Annotated in this window: 16 protein-coding genes; 8 read left to right on the plus strand and 8 right to left on the minus strand. The window is 74.3% G+C overall.

The window, feature by feature from the left end:
* Positions 1-46 precede the first annotated feature (46 nt).
* On the plus strand, positions 47-757 hold the full coding sequence (locus NQZ70_RS21595; protein ID WP_129575891.1) for an HAD family phosphatase: 711 nt from the start codon (positions 47-49) through the stop codon (positions 755-757).
* 82 nt (positions 758-839) lie between these two features.
* Here NQZ70_RS21595 and NQZ70_RS53135 read toward each other — a convergent pair whose 3' ends face one another.
* From NQZ70_RS53135 to NQZ70_RS21620, 5 genes are all read right to left on the minus strand, one after another.
* On the minus strand, positions 840-3,572 hold the full coding sequence (locus tag NQZ70_RS53135) for an FHA domain-containing protein (RefSeq protein WP_324293062.1): 2,733 nt from the start codon (positions 3,570-3,572) through the stop codon (positions 840-842).
* Positions 3,573-3,862: 290 nt separating this feature from the next.
* Positions 3,863-5,536, minus strand: a complete 1,674-nt coding sequence (locus NQZ70_RS21605) for a hypothetical protein (protein WP_237245497.1) — start codon at positions 5,534-5,536, stop codon at positions 3,863-3,865.
* Positions 5,537-5,580: 44 nt separating this feature from the next.
* On the minus strand, positions 5,581-6,480 hold the full coding sequence (locus NQZ70_RS21610) for an SIR2 family protein (RefSeq protein WP_129575893.1): 900 nt from the start codon (positions 6,478-6,480) through the stop codon (positions 5,581-5,583).
* A gap of 177 nt (positions 6,481-6,657) precedes the next feature.
* Positions 6,658-7,509: a hypothetical protein gene (locus NQZ70_RS21615; protein ID WP_129575894.1), complete on the minus strand. Its 852-nt coding sequence runs from the start codon at positions 7,507-7,509 to the stop codon at positions 6,658-6,660.
* Positions 7,510-7,522: 13 nt separating this feature from the next.
* Positions 7,523-8,509 carry a fatty acid desaturase gene (locus tag NQZ70_RS21620; protein WP_237245498.1) on the minus strand — a complete coding sequence of 329 codons (987 nt, stop codon included), beginning with the start codon at positions 8,507-8,509 and terminating at the stop codon, positions 7,523-7,525.
* A 337-nt stretch (positions 8,510-8,846) separates the two neighbouring features.
* Here NQZ70_RS21620 and NQZ70_RS21625 point away from each other — a divergent pair, with 337 nt between their 5' ends.
* Entirely contained in the window at positions 8,847-9,668 is an 822-nt protein-coding gene (locus tag NQZ70_RS21625; protein WP_129575895.1) for a fatty acid desaturase, read from the plus strand.
* Positions 9,669-9,893: 225 nt separating this feature from the next.
* On the opposite strand, the gene NQZ70_RS21630 is transcribed toward NQZ70_RS21625, so the two are convergent.
* Positions 9,894-10,640, minus strand: a complete 747-nt coding sequence (locus NQZ70_RS21630) for a hypothetical protein (RefSeq protein WP_129575896.1) — start codon at positions 10,638-10,640, stop codon at positions 9,894-9,896.
* A gap of 32 nt (positions 10,641-10,672) precedes the next feature.
* Entirely contained in the window at positions 10,673-11,098 is a 426-nt protein-coding gene (locus NQZ70_RS21635) for an EVE domain-containing protein (protein ID WP_165374088.1), read from the minus strand.
* A 301-nt stretch (positions 11,099-11,399) separates the two neighbouring features.
* Between NQZ70_RS21635 and NQZ70_RS21640 the strand changes: the two genes are divergently transcribed.
* Both NQZ70_RS21640 and NQZ70_RS21645 read left to right on the plus strand, forming a co-directional pair.
* Positions 11,400-12,440: an RNA polymerase sigma factor gene (locus NQZ70_RS21640; protein WP_237245499.1), complete on the plus strand. Its 1,041-nt coding sequence runs from the start codon at positions 11,400-11,402 to the stop codon at positions 12,438-12,440.
* Between the two features lie 238 nt (positions 12,441-12,678).
* Positions 12,679-13,671, plus strand: coding sequence for an OmpA family protein (locus NQZ70_RS21645; RefSeq protein ID WP_272828969.1), 993 nt, complete (start codon positions 12,679-12,681; stop codon positions 13,669-13,671).
* A gap of 26 nt (positions 13,672-13,697) precedes the next feature.
* On the opposite strand, the gene NQZ70_RS21650 is transcribed toward NQZ70_RS21645, so the two are convergent.
* Positions 13,698-18,104, minus strand: a complete 4,407-nt coding sequence (locus NQZ70_RS21650; protein WP_129575898.1) for a hypothetical protein — start codon at positions 18,102-18,104, stop codon at positions 13,698-13,700.
* 128 nt (positions 18,105-18,232) lie between these two features.
* Here NQZ70_RS21650 and NQZ70_RS21655 point away from each other — a divergent pair, with 128 nt between their 5' ends.
* From NQZ70_RS21655 to NQZ70_RS21670, 4 genes are all read left to right on the plus strand, one after another.
* Positions 18,233-20,623: a peptide ABC transporter substrate-binding protein gene (locus NQZ70_RS21655; RefSeq protein WP_129575899.1), complete on the plus strand. Its 2,391-nt coding sequence runs from the start codon at positions 18,233-18,235 to the stop codon at positions 20,621-20,623.
* A 171-nt stretch (positions 20,624-20,794) separates the two neighbouring features.
* A complete protein-coding gene (gene galE, locus NQZ70_RS21660; protein WP_129575900.1) occupies positions 20,795-21,811 on the plus strand; it encodes a UDP-glucose 4-epimerase GalE in 1,017 nt (338 codons plus the stop codon).
* 45 nt (positions 21,812-21,856) lie between these two features.
* Positions 21,857-24,157 carry a peptide ABC transporter substrate-binding protein gene (locus tag NQZ70_RS21665; RefSeq protein ID WP_129575901.1) on the plus strand — a complete coding sequence of 767 codons (2,301 nt, stop codon included), beginning with the start codon at positions 21,857-21,859 and terminating at the stop codon, positions 24,155-24,157.
* Between the two features lie 101 nt (positions 24,158-24,258).
* Positions 24,259-26,658: a TIM-barrel domain-containing protein gene (locus tag NQZ70_RS21670; protein ID WP_129575902.1), complete on the plus strand. Its 2,400-nt coding sequence runs from the start codon at positions 24,259-24,261 to the stop codon at positions 26,656-26,658.
* Positions 26,659-26,674: the final 16 nt, after the last annotated feature.

The following is a 26,674-nucleotide window of genomic DNA, read 5'->3' on the forward strand; positions in this document are numbered from 1 at the left end:
CGGCGCCGTGGAGATTCCGCGGAGCGGCGGGTGCTAGTGTCTTTCCATGTCGCTCTCGCGGCCGAAGGCCGTTCTCTGGGATCTGGACGGGACGCTCATCGACTCCAGCGAGCTCCATTTCACCGCCTGGCGAGACGCGCTCGCGGCCGAGGGGCGCACCTACGACCGCGCCGACCATGATGCGGTGTTCGGGATGCGCAACGACGATCTGCTCCGCCGCCTGATCGATCCGGGGATCGCGGAAGCCGAGATCGCCCGCATCGCCGGCGCGAAGGAGCGGCGCTACCGGGAGCGGGTGGCCGCGTCGGGGATCGATCCGCTGCCCGGCGTGCGCGCGTGGCTGAGCGCGCTCCCTCCGCGCGGCTTCCGGATGGCGATCGCGTCCTCCGCGCCGCGCGAGAACATCGACGCGATCCTCGCCGCGACCGGGCTCGCGGGCGCGTTCGACGCCGTCGTCAGCGGCGAGGAGGTGTCACACGGCAAGCCGCACCCCGCGGTGTTCCTCCGCGCGGGCGAGGCCGTGGGCGTCCCGCCGGGCCGGTGCGTGGCGGTCGAGGACGCGCCCGCCGGCGTCCTCGCGGGCAAGCGCGGCGGCATGAAGGTGATCGGCGTGGGCCCGCGGCACGCGGCGCTCGGCGCGGATCTCTCGGTCGAGCGGCTCGACGAGCTGCCCGAGGACGCGGTTGATCGGCTGCTCGACCCGCCGCATCCCTCGGCGGCCCTGTCAGGGCCGGCCGACCGGGACGTCGGGCGGTGAGCCCAGCGAGGCGGATGGGGGCGGTCGTCCTGCCACCAGATGCAGGCGTGTCCGCGGCGGCGATGCGCGCCCCGCGCGGGGCCTAGGAGATCGCTGGCTCCTCGCTGGATGCCGGCTCCTCGCCGGATCCGCTCGCAGGGCCGGAGGTGAACCGGAGCTGGAGGCGCGTCGTGCCGATGCGGATGTTGGCGTCCTCGATCAGGCGCTGGGTGAAGACTCGCTTGCCTCCCACGTAGATGCCATTGCGGCTGCACTCGTCGATGAGCAGGAAGCTGCCGTCGTCGCGGCGCGCGAGCCGGCAGTGCCGGCGCGAGGCCGCGTGGTCGTCGAGCGGCACGTCACACTGCCGGTCGCGCCCGATGACCACCTCAGGGCGGTCCAGCGAGAAGCGACGCAGTGGGCCCTGCTGGCCGACGACGTAGAGCACCGCGTGACGTTCCGAGATCGCCCCGTCCGCCTTTGCGCCCGCGGGCGCCTCGCCCGGCGCGGCCTTCGCGGTCGGCTCGGGCGGCAGCTCCAGTGCGAGCACAGCCGCGAGCCGCTGCAGCCGGCGCCACGTGACCTCCGGGGTCTCGCGGTTGGCGGCCGCGGCGGCCTCAACATGCGCGGCGTCGACCCGGCCCCGCAGCCACGGAGCCTCTCCGTCGAGGCGGACGGACGCCACCACGAGATCCTCCTTCGCGATCGCGCCTGCGTCGGCGTTCGACGCGGGCACGTCGAGGCGGTAGCCCACGCGGGCGAGCCGCGCTGCCCGATCCAGCGTCGAACCCAGGGGGAGCGCGAGCTGATGCGCCGCCCGCAGCAGGTGCCCGGCGTCGATCGTTGGCCCGACCCAGGGCGGCCGTCCGTCGAGGTTCTTCGAGAGGACCAGCACGTCCTCCGTGCCCCACTCCCATATCCCCGTTGGCGGCGGCAGACGCACGCCGAGGGACGTCAGCCACGACAGGCTCTCCAGCAGGTAGTCTAGCGGCAAGCCGGTGCGGACAGCAGCAAATAGGAGCTGCGGGAACGCGATGGCGTCCTCGTGGCCGATGTCATCGGGGAGATCGAGCTCCTCCAGCAACGCGACCTGGGAAAGGGAAACGCGCGTGTCCCGGAGCGCGGCCCAGCGCGCGTACAGGCCTGCCAAGCCCGAGCCCCCGAAGGCGCGCAGCAGCGCGTTCGCTGCCTCACCGACCGGCACGCCGGCGTCAGCCGCGACGCGAAGCACATGCGTGACCGGAATCCGACCCGTGCGCCACGGCGCCATGCCGTTGCCTGCCTCCGAGAGGCAGGCCAGCGCGAGCCAGGTGACATGCGGCACCGCGTCGCCCAGGCGGCGGAGCAGCACGATCGTCTTGAGCATCGCATCGCCCACCGCATCGTGCGCGCTCAGCATCTGTTCGAGCGTGATGTGCGACTCCCAGAGCACCGTGTCCCTCCATGCGACGACCGCGAGGTCCGCGGGGCCGGCGACGTCGAGCGGCCGCTCTTTCCAGGGGGCGTGCCCGTTGAGGTGGCGCGACACGAGCTGCAGATGGGATGCGTCCAGCGGGGAATCGGACGGATCTTCCGGGAGCGGGTCGCATGGGATCCCCAGCGCCGCGCACGCGTCCGCCAGATCCCGGAGGGCCGAGATCGGCGCGCGCGTCGCGGCCGAGAGGCGCACCAGCGAGACGCGCGAGAGCCGCTGTTCGCTGTCGAGGAAACCCCTCAACATGGCAAAGTCGGCGGGGTGATCGAGCCAGTCGCGAAGCTGATCGAGGTCGAGCTTCGGCACCTCGATCCCGACCGCGCCGAGGCGCTGCATCAGGTCGTGCAGGGCGTCGACGGGCATCTTGGCGGAGAGCGCCGCCTCGATCAGGCTGGCCGCCCTGATGCGCCCCCTGGCGTGGTCGCCGTGCTGCGTCAGCGCGGCGACTTCTTGCCGCGAGAACCGGAGCGCGGCGGCGCCTTCGGGGGGCGGCACGGTGGCGATGCCGAGCGGCTCGAACCGTCGCAGCCACGCGCACGCCTCGCCGTACGTGCACCCGCGCTCCGCGGTCACCAGCACCTGCTGCCACTCGGGCGCGCCGCGAAAGAACACGAGGCGCGGCTCCTCGGCGCTCAGCTGCACGTCCGCGAGGAGCGAAAAGCTCGCGTCGGACGTCCGGACGCCGAGGCCGGCGAAGCGCTGAAAGCGCGCGGCCGCGGCGCCGATGGGCTCGCCGAGCTGCACCGCCGCATTCACGACGTGCTCGGGGGAGATCTCGGTGGTCACCCAGGGAGCGCGGCCGTCGAGGTTCATGGACAGCGCGATGGCATCCCCGGGCAGGAGCGGAGGGCAGGGGGGCAGGGGAACGTCGAGGTGCTCGGGCCGAAACTCCCAGCCGCGCGCATCGACCCCGATCGACGCCCACGCCGCGAGCCGCGATGCGATGAGCCACTCGGGCGCCTCTCTTGTGAGGTGCTCGGAGAATACCCGCCGCTGCGGGGGTTGCGGCTCCTGGTCATCATGAGACTCGCGCATGGGCGCCGTCGTGGGAGGGAGCGTGGGGCCCCAGATGAAGAGCCCGAAATCCAGGCGCGACACCCCGAGCGCAGCGACGGGAACCTCGTACGTCCGTGGCCCGTCGGCCGACCGGCCGGGGACCCTGTGCGGGACCCGCGCGCCCGCGCCCCGGAGCGCGGCCACGATCGCGCCGGCGAGCTTCGGGAAGGCCCCTTCGAGCTCCCAGAGCCACGCCGTGGAGACGATCCCGGCGCCGAGGAGCGCCTCGATCTCGCGCTCGGCGATCGCGCAGATCTGGACGTCATCCACGCTGGTGGCATCGTCATGCGCGACATCGAGGACCATGCCCGGCAGCGCGCGCTCGGTGCGCAGCCCGTTCCCGAGGAGCGCCCCTTCGCCGTCGACCCACCAGAAGGCGGGATTGCGCGCCGCCACGCACGCGCCGCCGGCGTCCGTGGTGAGCGCCCCGGCGGGCCACGTCCTCGAGCCGGACGGGGCGGTGGCAACGGTGGCGAACGGCGCGACCCAGAGCCGAGCCGCGAGCTCATCGAGAAAGTCGCCCTGCAGCGCGGCGCCCCGGAGGTACACGCGCACCTGGGTCCCACCGTCGCCCGGAGGCAGGCGGCTCAGGCGGATCACGCGCCCCGCGGAGGTGATGCGCGCGACGAAGCGCTCGCCGGGGCGGCCCTCCGCGTCGAGCGCCTGCGATTCGACCTCCAGCTCGGTCGCCGTGGCGATGAGCGCGGCGATGCCGTGGCCGTCGTGCCCCATGGGCGTGAAGCCCGGCGGCGATGGGCCCACGGCCGCCCAGCGCGCCCCTCGATGAGGAAGCCAGGATGTCGCCAGAGCGGCGCGCCGGCGGCGGCGAAGCAAGCCTGGAAGGTCTCGGTATCCATCCCGGCGCCGGAGTCGCGGCACGCGACGAAGACGCCGCGCTCGTCCTGCCCGTGCTCGATGCGGATCTCGCCCAAGTAGGGGCGTGGCGGGGCGCCGACGGCGCGCTCGGCGTACACCTGCCGCGCCTGCCGGTAGCGGCACGCGTCGACGGCGTTCCGGTAGAGCCCGAGCGCGATGTCCGACGGGGAGCCGGGCGCGACGAGCCGCGGGGCGAGGTCGACGAGGCGATCCTGCGGGATCGCGAGCTGCGGCGGCGGCTGCTCGTAGCAGGGCCGGCCGTCGTCGAGCTGCGTCGGGCGGAGCTTCCGTCGATCGACCCGGCTCGGGAACGGGGCCGCCCTCCGCGGCGCCCCGCGGCGCGAGATCCAGGAAGCTGCCGCGCGATCGAGCAGCGTCCGGAGCTGTCCGACGACCGCGTCGAGGTGCAGATCGAACGCCGGGTGCGGGCACGAGCCAGCCATGGCGAGCTGCTCGGCCCGCACGCTCCAGGTGAGCCCGTCCCGCGTCGCCGCCCAGAGCGCGGGGCTCGCCGGGTCCGAGGTGCCGAGCGTCGCGAGCGCCCAGTCCGGCAGCGCGCGGGCGTCTAGCGCCATCATGCCGGCGATCTGCGAGAGGTGCAGAAGGAACGTCTCGCGGACGCCGATCTCTCGATCGTCGAGGGTGAGCAGCGACAGCTCGCGCGCGCCGAAGCCCGCGGGGGCGCGGGAGCCGCGCCCATCGAGCGGGGCGCCCGCGACCTGCGCGAGCTCGGTGAGCGGCGCCACGCGCTCCAGCGCGGCGAGCCCGCGGGCGGCCTGGCCCTGCGCGTGCCGCAGCGCTGGCGGGAGGCGCCTCCATGTCTCGGGCGAGGTGATCGCCGCCCGGCTCGCGAGCGCGGCCGCGATCGCGCGGGCCGCCGGCGAGTCGGCGCCCGGCGCGGCCTCGGCGATCACGACCAGCCCGCGGCTCATGCGGTGCTGCGCCTCGAGCTCGAGGCGCAGGCCCGCCGCGCCCGGTCGTTGCGCGAACGACGCCGGGTGGTGGCGGGCGAGGTCGAGCAACGCGGCGCGCAGGAGCGTCTCGCGAGCGACCGGAGCGATCGTCAGCAGCGCTACCTCGACGGCATTGAGCGGTGGATCGAGCGGCGCGGCGCCAAGCAGGACCTCGAGGCCGGCGATCGTCCTTCCGGGCAGCGCATCGTCGCGCCACGGGTCCGCGAAGCCGAGAGCCTCCGTGGCTGCCGCGGTCGACTCGGCGGCGTGCGCCGCGCACGCCGCGGCGAGCGCCGCTGTCTCCTCCCGGGTGCGGGCCACTTCCACGTCGGCCGCGGCCAGGTCCCATAGCCGCGAGGCGCGGAGCCGCTCGGCCCAGCCGGTCACGTCTCCGGGCGCGGCGCGCGGCGCTCCTTCGTCAGCGTCGCCCTCGCGCGGCACGCCGAGGGGAGCCCCCTCGCCACGGGTGCCTCCGTGGCGAGGGGCTAACGAGGGCCCAGCCTGCCCTCCGGCGCCGCCGCCGCGAGCGCGCGCAGCTGCGCGTGCAGAGGCTCTCCGAACGCCTCGAACTCGACCATCTCGACGGGCAGCTCTGCCGCACGCCGCTCGAACGCCTTCCGGTCCTCGCGACGGACGAGCGCGAAGTGCGGTCCGGCCGCGCCACGGAAGGCCTGAGCGACCCAGCGGAGCTGATCGCCGAACACGCGGTCTTCGAGGCTGACGCCGACGAACAGCAGCGTCCTCCCCGCCATCTGGGTGCGCAGCGACTCCAGCGCGGCCCTGTAGCGAACCTCGACCGTGGGGCTTTGCGGGTAGAGCGTCGTGTACCCGTCGGGCGTGAGAATGATGTCGTCCACGTGGTGGATGGTGCCGTGCAGGTGCCACACCGTGGGCCGCTGGATCGCGCCCTGGAGGAGCTCGACGAGCCCTGACGGGGTCTCGATGTTCCACTCGCGCAGGTTGCCGGGATCAGGGCACGCCCAGCGCAGGACGGCGTCGTAGTTCGTGGTGATGACGAGCTGGCTTCCCAGCCCCCACACGAGCCGCGCGAGCTCGAGGGACGCGGGCAGCACGTCCTTCGCATCGGGGCTGAGCTGCTCGACGAGGAAGCGGCTCCACGTCGGTCCGAGCGCGCGCTTCGCCTCCTGCGCGGCCTCGAGGAGCCGCGGCGCGTCGAGCGCGAGGAGCGCGCTCACGAGCGCCGCGTCTTTGTTGCGCCCCTCCTCCTCGAGGCGCGCCGCGGCCGCGGAGAGCAGCGCAGGCCAGCTCGGGAAGAGGGAGCTTCCATCCGAGGCCCGCCGCACCGCCATGGCGACGCCCGCGCCCACGAAGGGTACGAGCTGCTTGCGGCCGAGAGCCTCGACCAGGCTGCGTGGAAAGTTCATCGATGCTCGGCTGCTAACCTACCACGTACGACCGAGCCGGTGGCTCGGGCGCCGAGCTTTGAGCCTCGTCGACGGGCGCGCTGCGCTGGCGGCAACCTCACGGGATGCGCGGAGCGCGCGCATCGCGTCACGCTCGATCGGCTCCTGTCGCCAGGCGATTCGATCGGCTCGTCTCGCCTAGCCGGAGGCGACGCGAGGCGACGCGGCGCCCGCGCGCCGCCGGACCCAGCGGCCGCGCGCGGGCGCCGCGCTCGGGAGGCGCGCGGCGTCGCGCAGGGCGGTCCCGAGCGGCTGGACGAGCAGGAAGAACGCGAGGCAGAGCGCGCCGCCCGCGGTGCTCAGGGGCCCGAAGCGCGGCCGCGACAGCGCGAGCGCGGTGCAGCCCACGAGGCCGGCGAGGACGCCGGCCACGCCGAGCGAGAGCAGCGCGACCTTCCGCCGGCAAACGGCGCGCGGGTCCACGCTGGACACGAGCGCGGGGCGCATGCGATCCGCGCCGTCCACGTCCCGCTCCACGTCGCCGATCAGCCACACCGGCGCGCCCGCGCAGATCCGGGCCTCCACGGTCCGGGAGAAGCCGCGCGGCCTGCGCGCGTGCTCGTAGGCCTCGTCGAAGCGCGCCTCGGAGGGGCAGGCGGACGCCGCGCGGACCTCGGCCCGCGACACCCAGACCTCGCCCTCCACGGCGGGCGCGATCGCGATCTCCCGCCCGCCCGCGACGACGGCGCCGCCGTAGATCTCGCCGCCGCGGCCGCTGTCGGCGAAGACGATCTCCTCGCGCGCCGAGCCCGCGGCGCCCGCGCGGCCCACCTGCTCGATCCGGTGGCCGGCGAGCGCGCCGCCGCGCCCGTCGCCGCGGAGGACGCGCGCCTCGATCGGCGCGGCGCCGCGCCGATCGAGGCGCGCGCCGAGCCGCCGGAGCGTCGCCGCGACGGCCGCGAGCTGCTTGAGCGCGGCCGCGGCGATGAGCAGCGTGTTCACCCAGAGGATGGCCAGGGCGAGGGCGCCCATGAGCTCGCGCGTCAGCATCGCTCGGCGCGCCCTACACGCTGGCGGCCTCGGCCTCCGCGCGGCGGAGCTCGCGGGGCGAGAGCGCGATCGGCGGCGCGGACCGCTCCGCCCGGGCGACGTCGCGGGGGGCGGGCCGATCGAAGCGGAGCACGTAGGTCCGGAGCAGGTAGCCGAGCATGCTCGGCTCGTTCAGCCCCGGATCGATGCGCGGCGCGACCTCGCGCTGGTGCGCCTCGGCGAGCACCGACCAGTGCAGCCCGGCCCGGTTGTGGTGGATCGTGTGGTAACCGTTGTTGCACATGATCCAGTTGAAGGCGCGTCCGACGAAGTTGCGCGAGTGGTTCCACTCGCTCCGGACGTCGCACCCGTCGTGCTGGATGAGGTTGATCCGGAGGATGCAGCGCGCGCCGTAGAGCTGCGGGAGCACGACGAAGAAGAGCGCCGTCCAGAAATCGACGAGGAGGAGCGCCCCGGTGAGCCCGAAGGCGAAGGCCGTCTCGAGCCGGTATTGCCGGACGTGCGCGGGCCGGCCGGCGAGCGCGTTCCAGCGCGCGACGCCGGCGAAGGTGTTCGGCCCAGCGACGTTGGGGAAATGGATCAGATTGAGGAGGTTCCAGCGAAACGAGACGTGCTCCGGCGCCGCCCAGTCGGGCTGGCCCTCGTCGTCGAAATGGTGGTGCACCAGGTTATGAGAGGGGACGTTCGCCGACGCCGGGTAGAGCGCGCCGAAGCTGAGCACGCAGCGGAAGAGCATGTTCAGCCGGCGGCTCTGGAAGATGCCCTGGTGCAGGTGGTTGTGGATGACCACGGCGTTCAGGAAGCTCAGGCAGCACGCCGCCGCGAACGCGACGACGTTGCGGCACGCGGGCGCGCAGAACATCGCCGCGAGCAGGCCGAGGTAGGCGGCGACGATCCCGATCTGGCGCCGCTCGGCAGGGTGCTTCACGAGCCACGGCGCGCGCCGCGGGCGCTCCTCGCCGCCGGATGCTGGAGCTCGTGTGGCGACTTCGGCTGTCACCCCACCATCACTATCACTGTTGTCCAGCTCCAACAACGTTGAGCGATCCGCGCGGAGGCGCCTCGCACGGTCGCGTCGCAGCTCCGGGAACGACGGCGAGCCGCGAACTCACATTCGCACCCTTCGCACATCGATGAGCCCGCGCGGTTCCAGCGGCGCGCGTTGAAATCCAGCTCCGGGCGGCGAATCCTGGACAGAGCTATGGACGGAAGTGAGGAACCGGTGTACCCCAGACGTCTGGACAATGGCGTTCGCGTCGAGGCGGAGGCGGCCCTCGGCGTGGAGCCCTCTCCGCGCCAGGGCAGCGCCGCCTCGGGCGCGGGGGAGGCTCAAGCACATGTCGGTGATCGTTTCCACGCTGACGTCGCTGCCATTCACGCAGCTCCGGCGGAACCGATACTTTTACCTTTATTACGACGGTTTCTACGCGCTCGCGTGCGTGGCCCTCCTCGCGTGCATGCGCCTCGGCGGGCACGAGCCGCTCATCGAGCGATGGGACAGCCGCCTCTGGCTGCTCCTGCCGCTGGTCTGCCACGCGCAGATCCTTTGCAGCGTGTTCATCCACAACGCGACCCACAACAACTTTCCGCGGCCGATCAACCGGCTCGTCGGCGAGCTTTGCGGGCTCATGGTGCTCACGCGGTTCGCGTCCTGGGAGGTGATCCACCAGCGCCACCATCGCTACTCGGACGATGTCGACAGGGATCCGCACCCGGTCGTGGCCAGCTACTGGGTGTTCCTGGTGAAGACGGTGGTGAACGTGGAGCGCCAGCTCCAGCAGATCTACTTCGATCTTTACGGCGATACGCCCGAGAGCCGCCGTTACGAGCGGGTCCGCGCGTACGTGAGCTACGCGACGAACCTGTTGCTCATCGCGTGCTGGTACGTGTTCCTCGGCCCGGTCGGGTTCTTCTTCCTCTTCGTGCCCGCGTCCATCGTCGGTTTTCTGCACCTCGTGCACTTCAACTGGTCGACGCACAACGCGTCCTCGCCGGACGGCGACTTCAAGCCGGTGAACCTGAACCACGGATATTACCGGCTCGGCAACCTCCTCTGGCACGGCATCTACATGCACGCGAACCACCACAAGCGCGCGGGCCTGTTCAACCCGGCGAAGCTCACGCCGGGGCTGCCCATCACGAGGCCGGGGCGCTCCTAGCGGCTGCGAGCGGGCCGAAGAGAGCGAGAGGAAACGCAAAGGCGCAAAGGCGCAAAGGCGCAAAAAAGCAAGAGGGAAGGTGATCGTTCCCAGCGTCCTTGCGGATGCGGGACGCCGGCGCACGCCAGGGATGTGTGCCTTCTTTCCCCCCTTGCGCCTTTGCGCCTTTGCGTTTTTTCTTCTCTTCTGTTGGCGCCTCGGCGGGCCGCCCCCGTCGCGCCCGCGCTAGCTGCCCTGCGGGGTCACGCCGGCGTCCCCGGCCCCGGCGCTGGGAGGCTTCGGCGCGCCGCCCGCGCCCCCGTCGCGGGGCGCAGCGCCTGCGCCGCGGGGCGCGCCGGCGTCCGCCGGCGTGGCGCCTGCGCCGCGCGCGCCCGCGTCGACCGCGCCCGCATCGGCCGCGCCCCCGTCGGCGGCGGCCGGCTCGGCGGACGCGTCGGCCGGCGCCGGCTCGGCGACCGCGGTGGGCGAGGGGGCGGGCGGGGCCGTCGGGAGCTCGCTCTCCCAGCACTCCGGCTTCGGCGGGGCCGCGAAGTGGACCGTGCGCGACGCGGCGTCGCCCTTGCGGGTGACGAGCTTGTCGGTCTTGTACACCGTCGCGTTGCCGCACGCGTACTCGGCGGTGTGCTTCGTCTCGAGCGGCAGCGTGCGCGCCCTCGGCGCGCGCTCGTTCTCGCACTGCGCCCACTCGAGCTCGTACTCGGCGTCCTCGTCGGCGAGCAGGACGCGGCTCACCGGATCGTCCTTCGACCGGCGCCCGGTGAGCGTCGCGCGCGTGATCGGGTCCTTGCCGTCGCGCACCGTCAGCGTGACCGGGAAGCGAAGGCTGCCGCGCATCGGCGCGCGCGTCGCCCCGACCTCGAAGTCGGGGCAGATCGGCTCGCCCTCGACCGGGGACGGCGTGGGCGGGCCGCCGCACGCGGCGCTGGAGAGGAGGAGGAGGGCGAGGGCTCGGGCTCCGGGGCGGAGGTTCACGCCGGGATTAGTCGTTACCCCGGGTGCCCGCGTCAAGCGATCTTGGTCTTGCCCAGCTTCAGCACCCGATCGAAGTGCTCCTTCGAGACGGGGACCACGCTCAGCCGGGACTTCTTCAAGAGCGCGATCTCGGCCAGCGACTCGTCGCCGCGGATCGTGTCAAGGGTCACCTGCACCTTGAGCGGGGCGACCGGCTCGATGTCCACCACGCTCCAGTCCTCCTCCGCCTCGGCGGTCGGATCCGGGTACGCCTCGCGCTTGACGCGCGCCACGCCCGCGACCGCCTTGCCCTCGTTCGAGTGATAGAAGAGCACGAGATCCCCCGGCTTCATGGCCCGCATGTTGTTGCGGGCCTCGAAGTTCCGGACGCCGTCCCACATCGTCTGGCCGTCGCGCACGAGCTGCGCGAACGAATATTTTTGAGGCTCGCTCTTCATCAGCCAGTAACGGCGAGACATGCACGATCTCCAGGGCGGCATGAGGGCGGCGCCGGTCGGGCCGTCGCGCCCCCATCCTCGACGGACAGCCCGTCGATGTGACCGGGCACCCTAGCACCCCCCGTTCCTTCGGTGATCACGATCTTGGCGCCGTCCGGCGTTCGCCGCGCGACCTCGAGGCGGCAGCAGGGGGCGGAGGACCCACGCCCGGCCGCCGGCGCCGCGCGACGGAGTGTGACGCCCGAGCGAGATCTGCCGTATTCTCGAGCGGGCGCGTCACACTCCGCGGCCGCCGCGCGATGCAGGGGCGATGAGCACGACGATGACCACCGAGCCCAGCGCCCCCGCGACGAACCCCCTGGCCGAGCCGGGGATCCGCCGAGCCCTCGAGGAGTTCGTGCGACGGCGGGTGCCGAGCGGCGAGGTCGACGACGTGGTGCAGACCGTCCTCTGCGAGGCGCTCGCCTCGCCCGCGCGCCCGGCCGACCCGACGGAGCTCCGGCGATGGCTGCTCGGGATCGCGCGCCACAAGGTCGCCGACCACCACCGGCGCTCGTTCCGGGAGACCGCGACCGAGCTGCCCGACCTGCCGGTCGGTCCGCCGCCCGTCGAGGCGCGCGAGCTGGCGCGCTGGGCCGAAGAGCAGGCCGCGGCGAACCGCGACGGGAGGCAGACGCTCTCGTGGATGGCCCGAGAAGGCGAGGGAGAGAAGCTCGAGAGCATCGCCGCCGAGGAGCGGGTGCCCGCCGCCCGGGTGCGGCAGCGCGTGTCGAGGATGCGGCGGTGGATGCGGGAGCGCTGGCTCGCGGAGCTCGCCGCCGCCGCGGCCCTGGCGATCCTCGCGATCGTCATCGTCCGGCTCCTGCGCTCGACGCGGGACCTGCCCGAGGTCGCGCCGCTGCCCGAGCCGCTGCCGAGCGCCCCGCCCGTCGAGGCGCCGTCGCCGCTCGTCGAGCCGCTGGATCGCGCGCGCTCCCTGAGGGCCGAGGCGCTGCGCGCCTGCGACGAGGCGGCGTGGCGCCGGTGCCTCGACCAGCTCGACGAGGCCGACCGGCTCGACCCGCGAGGCGCCGCCGCGCCCGACGTCGCGGCGGCGCGCGAGCGCGCGCTCGACGGGCTCCGCGCGCCGACGGACAAGCCGCCGGCGCCGCGGTCGATCCAGGAGCCGCTGCCCGTCAAGAAATCGAGAGCGCTGGACGAGACCGACGTTCGCCCCGCGCCCCCGCCCCGCCAGAACGTCGCCCCGACACCCACCTTGTCGGCGCCTGTGAGGCCGCTGCTCAAGTCGAAGAAGCCACAGGGGCCTGACCTGAAGAGCAGTGGCGCACTCGAAAAGATGGATTTCTCGCCCGAGAAACGCTAGCTCCGCCCGCCAGGCAAGCCACGGAGCGCCCGGGGGAGCCAGTCTCGATGGCTCGCCAGCGGCGCTGTCGTCTCCGGAGCGGGTCCGACGCGCCGCCGACCGAGGGGGAGACGCGCGCCTCGCCGTGCGTTTAAATCTCGCAGTTTCCGGCGCAGTCGTCTAAACACGCTGGCGCTCGGCGCAATCAAGGACGCCAAGGAGAGGAGCCCCCGAGATGCGAACCACGAGATGGCTTGGAATGGCATTCGCAGTATCGCTGCTCGCCGCGAACGCCGGCTGCGCGAAAGAGCCCCAGGTGCAGGCGCAGCCGCCGGCGCCGGTGCAGCCGCCTCCGCCGCCGGCGCCGCCGCCCCCGCCGCCCGACGCGGACGCGGACGGCGTGCTCGACGACGGCACCGACAAGTGCGTTGGCGAGAAAGAGGACGGCCTGCCGCCGGACGCCAAGGACGGATGTAAATCTACCGATCCGGACGGAGACGGCATCGTCGCCGAGGCCGACAAGTGCCCGAACGATGCCGAGGTCAAGAACAATTACCAGGACGATGACGGTTGTCCCGACGTCCCCCCGGTCGAGCTCGCCAACAATGAGGTGAAGCTCAACGCGAAGATCGCCTTCGTCGCCGGCAAGGCCGATATCGAGCCCGCCTCGCAGGAGCTCCTCGCCAATATCGCCCAGATCTTCAAGGACCATCCGCAGATCCAGTTCGTCGAGGTCGCGGCCTACTCCGAGAAGGTCGGCAACGACGCCGCCACCGTGACGCTCACGAAGAAGCGCGCCGACGCCGTGGTGAAGGCGCTGACCGCGCTCGGCGTCGAGAAGAACCGGCTGCGGGCCGCCGGCTACGGGGCGCACTGCGCGTCCGACGCGGGCGAGACCGAGGAGGCGAAGGAGAAGAACCGCCGGGTCGAGATCAAGATCATGCGGTTCGAGGGCAAGGACACGGGCGTCGAGCTCGCGTGCGCCGCGGCCATCACCAAGGGCCTCAAGCCGGCCGGCGTGCCCGCCACCGCGCCGAAGGGCGCCGCGGCCGCGGCCCCGGCCCCGAAGGGCTCCGACGCGAAGCCCGCCGCGGCGAAGCCGGCGGACGCGAAGCCCGCCGCGGCGCAGCCCGCCGCGCAGCCCGCCGCCGCCGCCCAGCCCGCCGCGGCGAAGCCCGCGGACACGAAGCCCGCCGCGGCGAAGCCCGCCGATCAGAAGCCGGCCGAGACGAAGCCCGCCAGCGTGAAGTAGGCGCGGGGCGGCGGGCGGGCAGGCGGCTACCGGTCGTCGGCCTGCCCGCGCGCGGCGGCGAGCAGGCGCTGGAGCGCCTCCTTCGCGCGCTGCCTTCGCTGCACCTCGGGCAGCGCGCCCGCGCGCAGGCGCTCGACGTCGGCGCACAGCGCGGCGCGATCCGCGGTGGGAGGCGCGCCGCAGAGCCGCGCGTGCGCGCCGCCCGTGCCCGCGCCGCGCGGCGGCGGCTCGCCCGCGAGCGCGGCCGCGGCGGCCTCGATGAGGTGCGCGGTCGCCGCCGCGTCGTCGCTCTCCCCCGTCCACCGCTCGACGAACCCGGGCTGCTTCGCGAGCCTCGCGAGGACGTCCCAGCGCTCCGCGCGCACGGCGAGCTCCGTCGCGAAGAGCACGACCTTCAGGTTGCGGCCGAGGTCCGGGAGGGCGCGCGTCTCGCCGTCGAGCGCGAGGACGTCGTCGACGACGCTCGCGTCGAGCGCCGCGGCCGCGCAGCGCACCGCGACGCTGAGCAGATCGGCGCGCAGCGCCGGGCCGAGCGCGGGCGCGCGGCCGAGCGCGCGCGCGGCCGCGAGCACGAGCGGGCCGCAGTGCCCCTCGCGCCGCTGCCGCGAGAGCAGCACGCCGGCGTCGTAGAGCCGGCCGCTCCGGCGCAGCGCCTCCACCGCGGCCGTGAACGCGTCGGGGTCGTACGTGCCCCGCTCCGCGGCCGTGAGGAAGCCGTCGAGGCTGCGCAGGACGGGGCACGCCGCCGCGCTGCCCGCGCGCCGGAGGTGCGGCAGCTTACCGAGCACGTCCGCGATGCGCAGCGAGAGCGCGAGCGGGTAGGCGTCGCAGGCGGGCTCCTCGTAGCCGCCGAGCTCGACCTTCGCCTCGGTGCACGCGAGCGGGCCGGCGACCGCGGCGAGCGAGCGCGCGGTCCTCGCGGCGAGCGGGCCGATGCCCGGGGCCGCGGCGAGCCCGGCGGGGAGCGGATCGAGCAGCGCCCGGACCGCGGCGTCGTCGGCGTCGGGCGGCAAGAGGCCGCGCACGAGCGTCCAGAGATCGCCGGCCAGGAAGGGGTGGCCGGCCTCGGCGGCGAGCTGGGCGTCGATCGCGAGCAGCGCGCGCGCGTCGCGGCCCCAGGCGAGCGGCTGCTCCGGGCGCAGCGCCCGCGGCCCGAGCCGCAGGCCGAACGAGAGCGCGGCGATCGCCCGGCGCGCGGCGGCCGCGCCGCGCTCGGCGTCGCCGTCGAGGAAGTTGTAGGCGGCCGCGAGCGCCGCCGCGCCGACGTAGGCGCGCGCGGCGTCGTCGTCGCTCTGGGGCGAGCCCTCGGGCGCGAGCGCGGCCGTGAGCGCGCCCTCGGGCGCGCCGCGGGTGCGGAGGCCGAGGCCGAGCTGGAAGCCGGTCGACCCCTCGAGGAGCCCGGCGCCGTACGAGACGTCGAAGCTGAGCGAGAAGACGCGGGTCGCGGTCTTCTCCTCGTAGCGGTAGGTCATGCGCGGGACGCGCAGGCCGCGCGCGTCGGCGGACGCGAGGACGCGGTCGAGCGCGTCGCGCGCCTCGGCGCGCCGGCCGCCGGCGAAGTCGCGCACGGCGCCCATGACCGCGAGCACGTCGCCCGCGTCGGCCGTCTGGCAGGCGTCGTCCGACGCCGCGCGCATCGCGCCCGCGTAGGCCGCCGGGTCCGGGGCGACGCCGCGCCGGGCCTTCGCGATCTCGCTCAGGTACGAGAGCGCCCACGCGACCCGGCTGCCGCGCTCGTTCGCGAGCGCGACGGCCTCCGGCGGCGGCGGCCCGCCCAGCACGGCCGCGCCGAGGAGCGAGGTGAGCAGCGCGAGGTCGGCCTGGTCGCGCAGCCCGAGCGCCGAGAGCGCCCTCGCATAGCCGACGAACAGGCCCCGGACGTCGCCCTCCGTCCGGGAGGCGGGCAGCGACGCGAGCGCGTCGAGGAGGGCGACGCCGGCCGTGCCTTGCCCGGCGCCGCGCGGCGCCGGGCCGTCGCGGAGCGCCGCGGAGAGCCCGCGGAGCACCCGGCCGAGCGGCGCGCCGCTCTGCTGCGCGAAGCGGTCCGCGGTGGCGGACGAGAAGAGCGCGCGGGCGAGCGCGTAGCCGCCGGTGAGCGCGTCCGCGAGGCCAGGGTCGCCGAAGCCGGCGAGGCCCGCGGCGACGGCGGCCTCGGCGTCCGCGGCGGGGACGGTGAAGCGCACGCGCGGCTCCTCTGCGCCGGCGCGCGGCGCGCGGCCCGCGCCGGGCGCGGCGAGCAGGTCGATCGCGTCGGAGAGGAGCGTCACGAGGAGCCGCGCGCTCCGCGCCCACGCGCCGTCGCCCTGCCGGTAGCGGGGCGCGAGCAGGATCCGGCGGCGGACGTCGCCGAGCCGGGCGAGCGCGCGGCGCGCCTCGGGGCTCGGCCCGCGCCCGGCGGCGGCGCAGGCGTCCTTCGCGGGCGGGGGCTTGCGCGAGCGCTCGGTGAGCAGCACGGCGAGGACGCCGTCGGCGAGCGCGGTGATGTCCTCCACGAGGCCGGGCGGCGGCGCGTCCGCGTCGCCCGGCGCGCCGTCGCCGGGAGCGCCGGGCGCCGCGAGCCCCGCGACGGCGCGGCGGAGCGCGTCGCGCGCCGCCCGGCGCTCCGGGGGGAGCCGGGCCGCGTCGGTCGCGCGCGGATCCAGCGCGCCGGCGGCGCCGAGCGCGGCGTAGCGCGAGAGGCTCGCGGCGAGCGCCGCGAGGCCGGGGTAGGGGAGCGCCGGCGCGGGCGCGAGCGCGCGCTCGATCTGCGCCGACGAGAACGCGAGATCGGGCGCTCGATCCGAGAGGAGCCGGACCAGCGCGTCGGCGGCGTACAGGCCGGCGACGCCCCAGCCGGCCTGCGCGGTGAGGTCGCCGCGCAGCTTCGCGGTGAGCGCGCCCTGGAGGGCCAGGAAGTGCGCGGGCTGCACCTCGGGCGGGTACGACATGCCGGCGAAGGCGCCGGCGAGCGCCGCGGCGAGGACCGCCTCGGGGTCGCGCGCGTCGGCCATGCGGCGCTGGACGGCGACCTGCGTGAGGTCGACGATGGCGTCGCGGAGGCGCTCGTCGGCGAGCACCCCGGGGCTGTAGGCGAGGGGGATCTGCGCGAGCGCGCGGTAGCGGCGCGGCTCGGCCTCGGCGAGCGCGCGCAGCGCGGCGAGGTGCGCGAGGCCGAGCTCGGTGACGCGCCGGCGCGCGGCGCTGCCCGCCTGGCCTGCGGCGGGCGCGGGGCCGCGCTCGTAGAGCAGGCTCGGCGCGTGGGCCCACGCGGTGCTCGTCTGATCGACGGCGCGGACGAGCGCCTCGTAGCGCGGAAGCCACGCGTCGAGCGGCAGCCGCCTGCCCGGCGCCGCGGCCCCGGAGCTCCCGGCCGCGGGCGGGGCGGGCGCGGCCGCGGCGTCGCCGGGGGCGAGGGCGCCGGCGAACACGAGGTCGCGGGGCCCGTCCATGGGCGGGGCGAGGTCCCGGCCGCAGCCCGGGGCCTTGCCGAGCAGGTCGTCGAGCGCGGCGCGCCGGTCCGCGGGCACGGCCCGCAGCACCGCCGCGCCGCGGGCGCGCCACGCCGCGCGGCCGTCGCGGGCCGTGCGCACGCGGAGGAGATCGCCGTAGGGCGTGTCGCTCGGCGCGGGCGGAGGATCCTCCGAGGGCGCGCTGGCGCCGATCGCGTCGCCGTCGTCCTCGAGCGCGACGCCGGCCGTCCCGAGCAGCTGGAGCGCGTACCGGCCGCGCAGCGCGGGCTCGTCGTTGGGGTCGCGCCCCTTCAGCGCGGCGGCGAGGGCGTCGGCGGCGCGGGCGGCCTCGACGTAGCGGAAGGCGCCCGCGGCGCCGAAGGCGCGGCGCACGAGCGCCGCGAGCGCGATGTCGTCCGCGGCGCGCGCGAGCGACGCGTCGCCGCGCGCGATCGGCGCGAGGCCGGCCATGAACGGCCCGAGCGGGTCGCGCGGAAAGATGTGGACCGCGCCGTCGCGAGCGCGCGCGAGGATGAGGTGCTCGTACCCGAGGGCCTCGCCGAGCGCGAGGAGCAGCGCGTCGGCGCCGAGCGCGCCGGGGGCCGGCAGCGGCGCCGCGCGGATCCAGGTCGCGTCCGCCGCGCCCACGCGCGGCGCCCTGGCGGCGGCCTCGGCGCCCGGCTCGACGACGATCGCGACGCCCGGCCGCGAGCCGCCGCGCCGGTCGAGGTCGCGGAGCAGGCGCGCCCACGGATCGCCTTCGTCCCGGGCGGCGCGGGCCTCGACGTACCCCAGGGCGAGCTCGCGCGGCGCGCGGCCTTCGGCGAGGGCCGCGGCGAGGGCGCGCTCGCACGCGTCGAGGCGCGCGGGATCGCAGCGCGCCGCCGGCGGGGGCGCGGCGCCCGGCGAGCTCGCGCCGCCGCAGCCGGCGGCGAGGAGCCCGAGGACGAGCGCCGAGCAGACCGAGAGAGCGGCCGACGAGGCGACCACGCGAGCGTGCAGCATGACGGGCGCGCGACCTACCACGAAGGCCGCGGGAGGGCTGCGACGGGATCGCGGATCGAAGAGGCGGGTCGCCCGGGCCGCGCAGCCGCTGCCTTCCTGCCCCTACCGGCCCGTGCTACTTCCGCAGCATGCGACGGGCTCCGGAGCGACGAGGTGCCGGCGGCGAGGGGGGCGGCGGGGGCGCCGGTCGAGCGGCGCGGGGCGCCGTCGCGGCGCTCGGGCTCGCGGGCCTCGCGCTCGCGGCGTGCAGCGAGGGCGAAGGCGGGTACGCCGGGACGACGTCGCGCGTCGGCAAGGACGATGCGACGATCTACATCAACAACGGCGGAGAGCCGGAGTACGTCGACCCGGGAAAGTCGAACGACTCGGCGAGCTCCACGCTGATCCAGCAGCTCTTCGAGGGGCTGACCACCTACGGCGCCGGCGACCTCCGCCCGGTCCAGGGGGTGGCGACGCGCTGGGAGCAGAGCGACGACAACCGGATCTTCCGGTTCCACCTGCGGCCCGAGGCGCGCTGGTCGGACGGCAAGCCGGTGACGGCGCACGACTTCGAGTACGCGTGGAAGCGCGTGCTGCGCCCCTCCACCGCCTCGCTCGCCGCGACGAACCTCTACGTCCTGAAGAACGGCGAGCTCTTCGCCCTGGGCAAGCTCAAGGCGCTGCGCGAGGCCGCGCCGCTCCGCGCGGCGCCCCGGCCGGACGCCCCGTCCGCCCTGGAGCTGCCCAAGGGGTCGTTCGTCGTGGTGCTGGCGCGCTCGCCGATCCAGGTCGACACCGCGATCGCGCCGCTCGCGGCGCTGCCCGAGGGCGCCGCCGCGGTGACGTTCGCCAAGGGCGACGGCAAAGGCGGCGCCGGCGACCGGCTCTCGTTCGGCGAGGGCGGCGCGGCGGCCCTCGGCCCCGCGCCCGGCGGCGGCTGGCAGGGCGCCGTGGTCGACATCGTCCGCGCGGGCCCGACGTGCCAGTGCAACGGCGCCGCCGACCGCTGGTTCGAGATCGCGCGGGACGGCGCGCGCGGCTTCCTCCCGGGCTGCCTGCTCGTCCCCCCCGCCGCCGGCGCGGCGCCCCGCGAGACGTACGCGGTCGTCACGCCGCACGCGGACCTCCCCACGTACGACCCCGCGGCGGCCCCCGCGGCCGCGCCGGGCGAGCCCCCGGTCGGGTTCGTGCCCGACGCGCTCCTCGTCGAGGACGACAGCGCCGTCGGCGTCCGCGCCCGCGACGACCTCACCCTCGACGTGCAGCTGGAGCAGCCCACGCCCTACTTCACCGATCTCACGAGCTACGTGACCCTCTTCCCCGTGCGCAAGGATGTCATCGAGGCGTTCGCGCAGCGCGGCGAGCCCGAGCTCTGGTTCCGCCCCGAGAACATCGTGGTCAACGGGCCCTACACGCTCGATGAGTGGAAGTTCCGTTACGAGATCACGATGAAGCGGAATCCGATGTACTGGAACCGCGACAAGCTGAAGATCCATCGCGTCGTCTGGCTGGAGATCGAGCAATACAACGCCGCCATGAACATCTACAAGGCGGGCGATCTCGATTACGCGGGCGACAACTCCTCGCTTCCCTCCGAGCACCTGGACTGGCTGTCGACCAAGAAGGATTTCCAGCGATATCCCTACCTCTCCACGTACTGGTTCGAGTTCAACACGAGGAAGCCGCCGGTCGACGACGTCCGCGTCCGCCGGGCGCTCAACCTCGCGGTCGACAAGCAGCAGATCGTCGAGAAGATCACGCGCGGCGGGCAGACGCCGGCCACGCACTACGTCCCGGACTACACGGGCTCGGGCTACGCGGAGGCGGTCGCCGAGGACAGGCGGCTCGGGGTCGACCCGTTCTCGTCGCCGGACGTCATGTTCAACCCGGAGCGCGCGCGGGCGATGCTCGCCGAGGCGGGCTACGAGGTCGTCCGCGAGAGCGACGGATACCGGGCGAAGAACTTCCCGGCCCTCGAGATCCTCTACAACACGAGCGAGGGGCACAAGCAGATCGCCGTCGCTGTCCAGGACATGTGGAAGCGCCACCTCGGCGTCTCCGCCACGCTGCGGAACGAGGAGTGGAAGGTGATGCTCAAGAACGTGCGCGACGGCCACTTCCAGGTCGTGCGGTTCGGCTGGATCGGCGAGTACAACCACCCGGCGACCTGGCTCGGCACGCTGCTCTCGTACAGCCCGCAGAACCGGACGGGCTGGGCCGACCGGGAGTTCGACGACCTGATGCGCGCCGCCGCGGCGACGTCCGATCCCAAGGAGAGCATCCAGACGTTCCGCAGGGCGGAGAAGCGGGCCGTCGACCGCATGCCCAAGATGCCGCTCTACTTCTACACGAAGTCGACGCTGGTGAAGCCCTGGGTCAAGGGGTTCAAGGGCAACGCGCGGAGCGTGCAGCTCGTGAAGTGGCTCTGGATCGGCCCGCGGTGGCGCGACGACCCGTCGAACGAGATCGCGTTTCCGCAGCTCGAGTTTCCCGCGCCGGGCCGGATCGGCCCGACCCTGGGCGGGCCGGACGCGCCCTGAGCGCGACAGGCAGCCGCGGCAGCGCCCGCGGGCCGCGCGGCGCGATGATGCGGCGCAACGATTTCGCGGGCCGAGCGGCCGCGGGGTGATGGAGACGTCCCCGTTGACGCGCTGGCCTGGGCCATGGCCTCATCCACCGGAGAGCAGCATGGACCCTCTCGGGAGAACGACATGAGCAAGACGATCCTGGTCACCGGAGGCGCGGGCTACATCGGCTCGCACACCTGCGTGGAGCTCCTCCGCGCGGGCTACCGAGTGGTCGTCCTCGACAACCTCTGCAACAGCCGCAAGGCGGCCGTCGACCGCGTGGAGCGGATCGCCGGCAAGCAGGTGACGTTCGTCCAGGGCGACGTCCGCGACGCGGCGCTGCTCGATCGGCTGCTCGCCGAGCACCCGGTCGACGCGACGATCCATTTCGCGGGGCTCAAGGCGGTCGGCGAATCGGTCGAGAAGCCGCTCGCCTATTACGAGAACAACGTCGCCGGGACGGTGTGCCTGCTCAAGGCGCTGGACGCCCGGGGCGCGCGGAAGCTCGTGTTCAGCTCGTCGGCCACGGTCTACGGGGATCCCGAGCGCGTGCCGCTCGACGAGGGGTGCCGGCTCGGGCCGACCAACCCCTACGGGCAATCCAAGCTCATGGTGGAGTACATCCTGCGCGACGTCGCGGCCACCGGGGGCTGGTCGCTCGCGTCGCTGCGCTACTTCAACCCGGTCGGCGCGCACGAGAGCGGGCTCATCGGCGAGGACCCGAACGGCATTCCGAACAACCTGACGCCGTTCATCACGCAGGTGCTGGTGGGGCGGCGCGACAAGCTCCGGGTGTTCGGGGGCGACTGGCCGACGCCGGACGGCACCGGCGTGCGCGACTACATCCACGTGGTCGATCTCGCGCTCGGGCACCTCGCCGCGCTGAACCGCATCTTCACCGTCGGCGACAGCTTCACGGTCAACCTCGGCACCGGGCGCGGGAACTCCGTGCTCGAGGTGGTGGCCGCGTTCGAGAAGGTCAGCGGCAAGCGGGTCCCCTACGAGATCGTCGCGCGGCGCCCCGGGGACGTCGCCTCCGTGTACGCGAACCCGGCGCGCGCGACGGAGCTCCTCGGCTGGCGCGCGGAGCGCGACCTCGAGACCATGTGCCGCGACAGCTGGCGCTGGCAGGAGCAGAACCCGAAGGGGTTCGCCGACTGACACCGCATCTCCCGAGCGCGTCCCTGGATCCGTGATGGGGGGAATTTGAACCACAGAGGCACAGTCCTCGGCGCCCTCCTCGCGTCGCTCGCGGCCTGCTCCGGCGAGAGCGAGGGCTACGTCGGGACGACGGCGCGCACCGGCAAGGACGCAGCGACCTTCTACGTCAACAACGGCGAGGAGCCGGAATACCTCGATCCCGGCAAGGCCGTCGACTCGGTGAGCATCTCGCTGCTCCAGCAGATGTTCGAGGGGCTGACCGCTTACGGCGCCGGCGACCTCCGCCCGGTCCAGGGGGTGGCGACGCGCTGGGAGCAGAGCGACGACAACCGGATCTTCCGGTTCCACCTGCGGCCCGAGGCGCGCTGGTCGGACGGCAAGCCGGTGACGGCGCACGACTTCGAGTACGCGTGGAAGCGCGTGCTGCGCCCCTCCACCGCCTCGCTCGCCGCGACGAACCTGCACGTCCTCAAGAACGGCGAGCTCTTCAACCTGGGCAAGCTCAAGGCGCTGCGCGAAGCCGCGACGCTGCGCGCGGCGCCGCGGCCCGACGCGCCGCCCGCGCTCTCCCTGCCGCGGGGCGCGTTCGTCGTGGTGCTCGGCCAGTCGCCCGCCCGGGTGACGTCGGCGGTGCCGCCCCTCCCGGCGCCGCCCCCCGGGGTCGCCTCGGTGACGTACGCCGAGCCCGACGAGAAGACCGGCGCCGGCGAGCGGCTCTCGTTCGGCGCGGCCGGCTCGGCCCCGGCGCCCGCGCCCGTCGACGCGGCCGCCGGCGGCGCGTGGCGCGGCGCCGAGGTCGCCCTCCTCGGGGTCGGCCCGCCGGTCGCTTGCAACGGCGCGGCCGACCGCTGGTTCGAGATCGAGGGACCCCAGGGCCGCGGCTTCCTCCCGGGCTGCCTGCTCGCGCCCGGGGGCGCCGCCGAGTACGCGCTCGTCGCGCCCCACGCGAGCGTCCCCACGTACGACCCCGCCGCGCCGCGGCCATCGCCGCCCTCCGGCGGCGGGGTGACCGGGTTCGTCGCCGCCTCGGAGCTCGTCGAGGACGACAGCGCCGTGGGCGTGCGGGCCCGGGACGACCTCACCCTCGACGTGGAGCTCGAGCAGCCCACGCCGTACTTCACCGATCTCACGAGCTTCGTCACCCTGCTCCCGGTGCGCCGCGACGTCATCGAGCCGTTCGAGGCGCGCGGCGAGCCGGAGCTCTGGTTTCGCGCCGAGAACATCGTCGTCAACGGGCCCTACCAGCTCGACGAGTGGAAGTTCCGGTACGAGATCACGATGAAGCGGAATCCGGCGTACTGGGCCCACGACGCCCTCCGGATCCACCGGATCGTCTGGATGGAGATCGCCCAGTACAACGCCACCTTGCAGCTCTACAAGGCGGGAGATCTCGATTACGTCGGCGACAACTCCGAGCTCCCGTACGACCACCTCGGCTGGCTGTCCGGGAAGAAGGACTTCCGGCGGAGCGAGTACCTCTCCACCGTGTACTACGAGGTCAACACGGCGAAGCCGCCGCTCGACGACGCGCGCGTGCGGTGGGCGCTGAACCTCGCGATCGACAAGCGCGAGCTCGTCGAGAAGGTCACGCGGGTGGGGAAGCCGGCGACGCATTACGTGCCCGACATCACCGGATCCGGCTACGCCGAGCAGGTGGCGGAGGACCGGGCGCGCGGCGCCGATCCGTTCGCGAGCCCCGAGGTCGGCCACGACCCCGCGCGCGCTCGCGCGCTGCTCGCCGAGGCCGGGTACGAGGTCGTCCGCGAGGGGGACGAGCTCCGCGCGAAGGGGTTTCCGCCGCTCGAGGTCCTCTACAACACGGGGGAGGGGCACGGGCAGGTCGCCGTGGCCATCCAGGACATGTGGAAGCGCCACCTCGGGATCTCCGCCACGCTGCGGAACGAGGAGTGGCGGGTGATGCTCAAGAACCTCCGCGACGGCAACTTCCAGGTGATCCGGCTGGCCTGGTACGCCGACTACAACCATCCGCAGACGTGGCTCGGCAACTTCCTGTCGTACAGCCCCAACAACCGGAGCGGCTGGGCAGATGCGGAGTTCGACGAGGAGCTCCGCCGGGCCGCCGCGATCGCCGATCCGCGGGAGAGCATCCGTCGCTTCCGCGCGGCCGAGCGGCGGGCGCTCGACGGGATGTGCCGGATCCCGCTCTATTTCGAGGAGAAGCCGACGCTGGTGAAGCCGTGGGTGAGGGGATACGTCCCCAACGCGCGGAGCACGCAGCTCGTCAAATGGCTCTGGATCGACCCCGACTGGCAGCACCGGCCGGCCGGCGAGCCCCCGCCCGTGCTGGAGCTGCCGCCGCCGGGACGGCTGGCAGGTGCGCAGTGAGCGAGGCCTCACGACGAGGGTCTCCGATGATGACGTGGCGCCGTGACGAACGACCGGGGCGATTCGTGGCCCGGGCGGCCACAGCCGGCTAGAGTCGCCAGATGCTCCTCACCGACGCCGCGATCGGCGCGGCTCACGTGCTCCTCTCCGGCGCCCGCGCCGCGGTCGAGATCCGCTGTCCAGGCCCCGGCGTGCTGCGCGTGCGCCACGCCCCCTCGTCCGCCGTGACGAGCTTCACGCACCCCGATCTGCCGCCCAAGCGGTCCTTCGCCGTGGTGGCCGACGGCGCGCTGCCGCTCTCCGCGCGCCGCGAGGGGGACACGCTCCACGTGTGCGCCGAGGGCGCCTCTCTCGAGGTCTCGCTCGCCTCGGGCACATGGACCTTCGGCGACGGAGAGGGCCGCGCCCTCGCGCGCAGCGAGGGCGTTTCCGGCGACGTCCGACCGGCGTTCCCCGTCGACGAGCGCCGCTCGCGCCTCTCGCTCGCGGCGCCGCCCGGCGAGGCCTACCTCGGCTTCGGCGAGAAGGTCGGGCCCCTCGACAAGCGCGGCCTGCGCTTCACCTTCTGGAACACCGACGCTTTCCCGCCGCACGTCGAGTCCGACCCGCTCTACGCCTCGATTCCCTTCTTCCTGGCCCTCCGTGACGGCGCCGCCTGGGGCCTCTTCCTCGACGAGACGTGGCGCTCGGAGGTCGATATCGCCCTGCGCCGCCCGGATCGCATCGAATGGGAGTCGTGGGGGCCCGAGCTCGACGTCTATCTCCTCGCCGGCCCGCGCCCAGCCGACGTCCTCCGGCGCTACGCCGCGCTCACCGGGCTCCCCGCGATGCCGCCCCTCTGGAGCCTCGGCGCACATCAGTCGCGCTGGGGCTACGAGAACGAGGACGACGTGCGCGGCGTCGTCCGCGGCTACCGATCGCGCGGCCTCCCCCTCGACGTGGTCCACCTCGATATCGACTACATGGATGCTTACCGGGTGTGGACCTGGGACCGCTCGCGCTTCCCGGACCCGGCGCGGCTCGCGCGCGATCTCGCGGCCGAGGGGGTCAGGCTCGTGACGATCGTCGACCCCGGGATCAAGGCGGATGACGGCTATGCCGTGTACGACGAGGCGCGCGCGCGCGACTTCCTCGTCCGGCTGTCGCGCGGCGACACGCTCGTCGGCGAGGTCTGGCCCGATCCCGCGGTCTTCCCGGATCTGACGCGCGAGGAGGTGCAGCGGTGGTGGGGCGATCTGCAAAAGGCCTTCGTCGACGCGGGCATCGCCGGCATCTGGAACGACATGAACGAGCCGGCGTGCTTCTCCGTCCGGCCCGACAGGGGCCTTCCCGCGCCGAACGGCGGGCGCACCTCGGGCCTCGGCACGATCGAGGGCAGCACGCTCCCGTACGACGCGCGCCACGGCGCCCGCCGGCACCTCGAGGTCCACAACGTCTACGGCCTCGGCATGTCGCGCGCCGCCCACGAGGGGCTCGCCCGCCACGCGCCGGAGCGGCGCCCCTTCGTGCTCACGCGCGCGGCCTTCGCCGGCATCCAGCGCTACGCCGCGGTGTGGACCGGCGACTTTGCCAGCAATTTCACGCACCTGGAGGCGTCGATCCCGATGCTCCTCGGCCTCGGCCTCTCGGGCGTGCCGTTCGTCGGCGCGGACATCCCGGGCTTCGTCGGCCGCGCGAACGGCGAGCTGCTCGTGCGCTGGATGCAGGCCGGGCTGTTCTACCCGCTGATGCGCAACCACGCGGCGCGGGGCCGCCCGGCGCAGGAGCCGTGGCGCTTCGGCGAGCCGTACCTCGGCCTCGCGCGCGCGGTGCTCGAGCAGCGCTACCGACTCCTGCCGACCCTGTACACGCTGATGCGCGAGGCGGCGGAGACGGGCCTGCCGGTCATGCGGCCGCTGTCCTTCCAGGCTCCCGGAGATCCCGAGGCGCTCCACGCCTACGATCAGTTCCTCTTCGGCGACGACCTGCTCGTCGCGCCGGTGGTGCGGCCGGGGCAGTCGAAGCGGCTGTCGTACCTGCCCGCCGGCGCGTGGATGGATTTCGCCAACCTGGAGCGCGCGGGGAAGGTGGAGGAGGGCGGGCGCCACGTGATCGCCGATGCTCCGCTCGGGGTCGTCCCCGTGTGGCTGCGCGCCGGGGGCGCGGTCGCGCTCACCGCGCCGCGGATGCACACGACGAGCGCGCGCTGGGAGGAGATCACCTGGCACGTGCACGCGGCGGAGCGGGTGAGCGGCCGCCTCTACGAGGACGAGGGCGACGGGCACGGCGCGTCGCGCACGACGCGGCTCTCGGGCGGCTTCGACGGCGCGGCGTTCACGCTCGAGCGCAGCGTCGAGGGAGACCTGCCGGCGCCGGCGGCGCGCGAGGTGGAGACGATCCGGATCTACGGCGCGCCGCCGCCGCGCGCCGTGGCCGGGGCGAGGTCGCACCGCGCGCTGGACGGGGGCGTCGAGCTCGAGGTGGCGGCCGACTGGCAGCGGATCGAGCTCCGGGCGTCCTGAGCGCCGGCGGCGCCGG

This window comes from Sorangium sp. So ce836 (genome assembly GCF_028553905.1).
Classification (GTDB): Bacteria; Myxococcota_A; Polyangia; order Polyangiales; family Polyangiaceae; genus Sorangium; species Sorangium cellulosum_D.

Coding starts and splice junctions, on each gene's coding strand:
- NQZ70_RS21655 (WP_129575899.1), top strand. CDS start 18,233: ATGCGACGGGCTCCGGAGCGACGAGGTGCCGGCGGCGAGGGGGGCGGC.
- NQZ70_RS21610 (WP_129575893.1), bottom strand. CDS start 6,480: ATGAACTTTCCACGCAGCCTGGTCGAGGCTCTCGGCCGCAAGCAGCTC.
- NQZ70_RS53135 (WP_324293062.1), bottom strand. CDS start 3,572: ATGGTCCTCGATGTCGCGCATGACGATGCCACCAGCGTGGATGACGTC.
- galE (WP_129575900.1), top strand. CDS start 20,795: ATGAGCAAGACGATCCTGGTCACCGGAGGCGCGGGCTACATCGGCTCG.
- NQZ70_RS21595 (WP_129575891.1), top strand. CDS start 47: ATGTCGCTCTCGCGGCCGAAGGCCGTTCTCTGGGATCTGGACGGGACG.
- NQZ70_RS21635 (WP_165374088.1), bottom strand. CDS start 11,098: ATGTCTCGCCGTTACTGGCTGATGAAGAGCGAGCCTCAAAAATATTCG.
- NQZ70_RS21625 (WP_129575895.1), top strand. CDS start 8,847: ATGTCGGTGATCGTTTCCACGCTGACGTCGCTGCCATTCACGCAGCTC.
- NQZ70_RS21615 (WP_129575894.1), bottom strand. CDS start 7,509: ATGCTGACGCGCGAGCTCATGGGCGCCCTCGCCCTGGCCATCCTCTGG.
- NQZ70_RS21645 (WP_272828969.1), top strand. CDS start 12,679: ATGGCATTCGCAGTATCGCTGCTCGCCGCGAACGCCGGCTGCGCGAAA.
- NQZ70_RS21670 (WP_129575902.1), top strand. CDS start 24,259: ATGCTCCTCACCGACGCCGCGATCGGCGCGGCTCACGTGCTCCTCTCC.
- NQZ70_RS21650 (WP_129575898.1), bottom strand. CDS start 18,104: ATGCTGCACGCTCGCGTGGTCGCCTCGTCGGCCGCTCTCTCGGTCTGC.
- NQZ70_RS21640 (WP_237245499.1), top strand. CDS start 11,400: ATGACCACCGAGCCCAGCGCCCCCGCGACGAACCCCCTGGCCGAGCCG.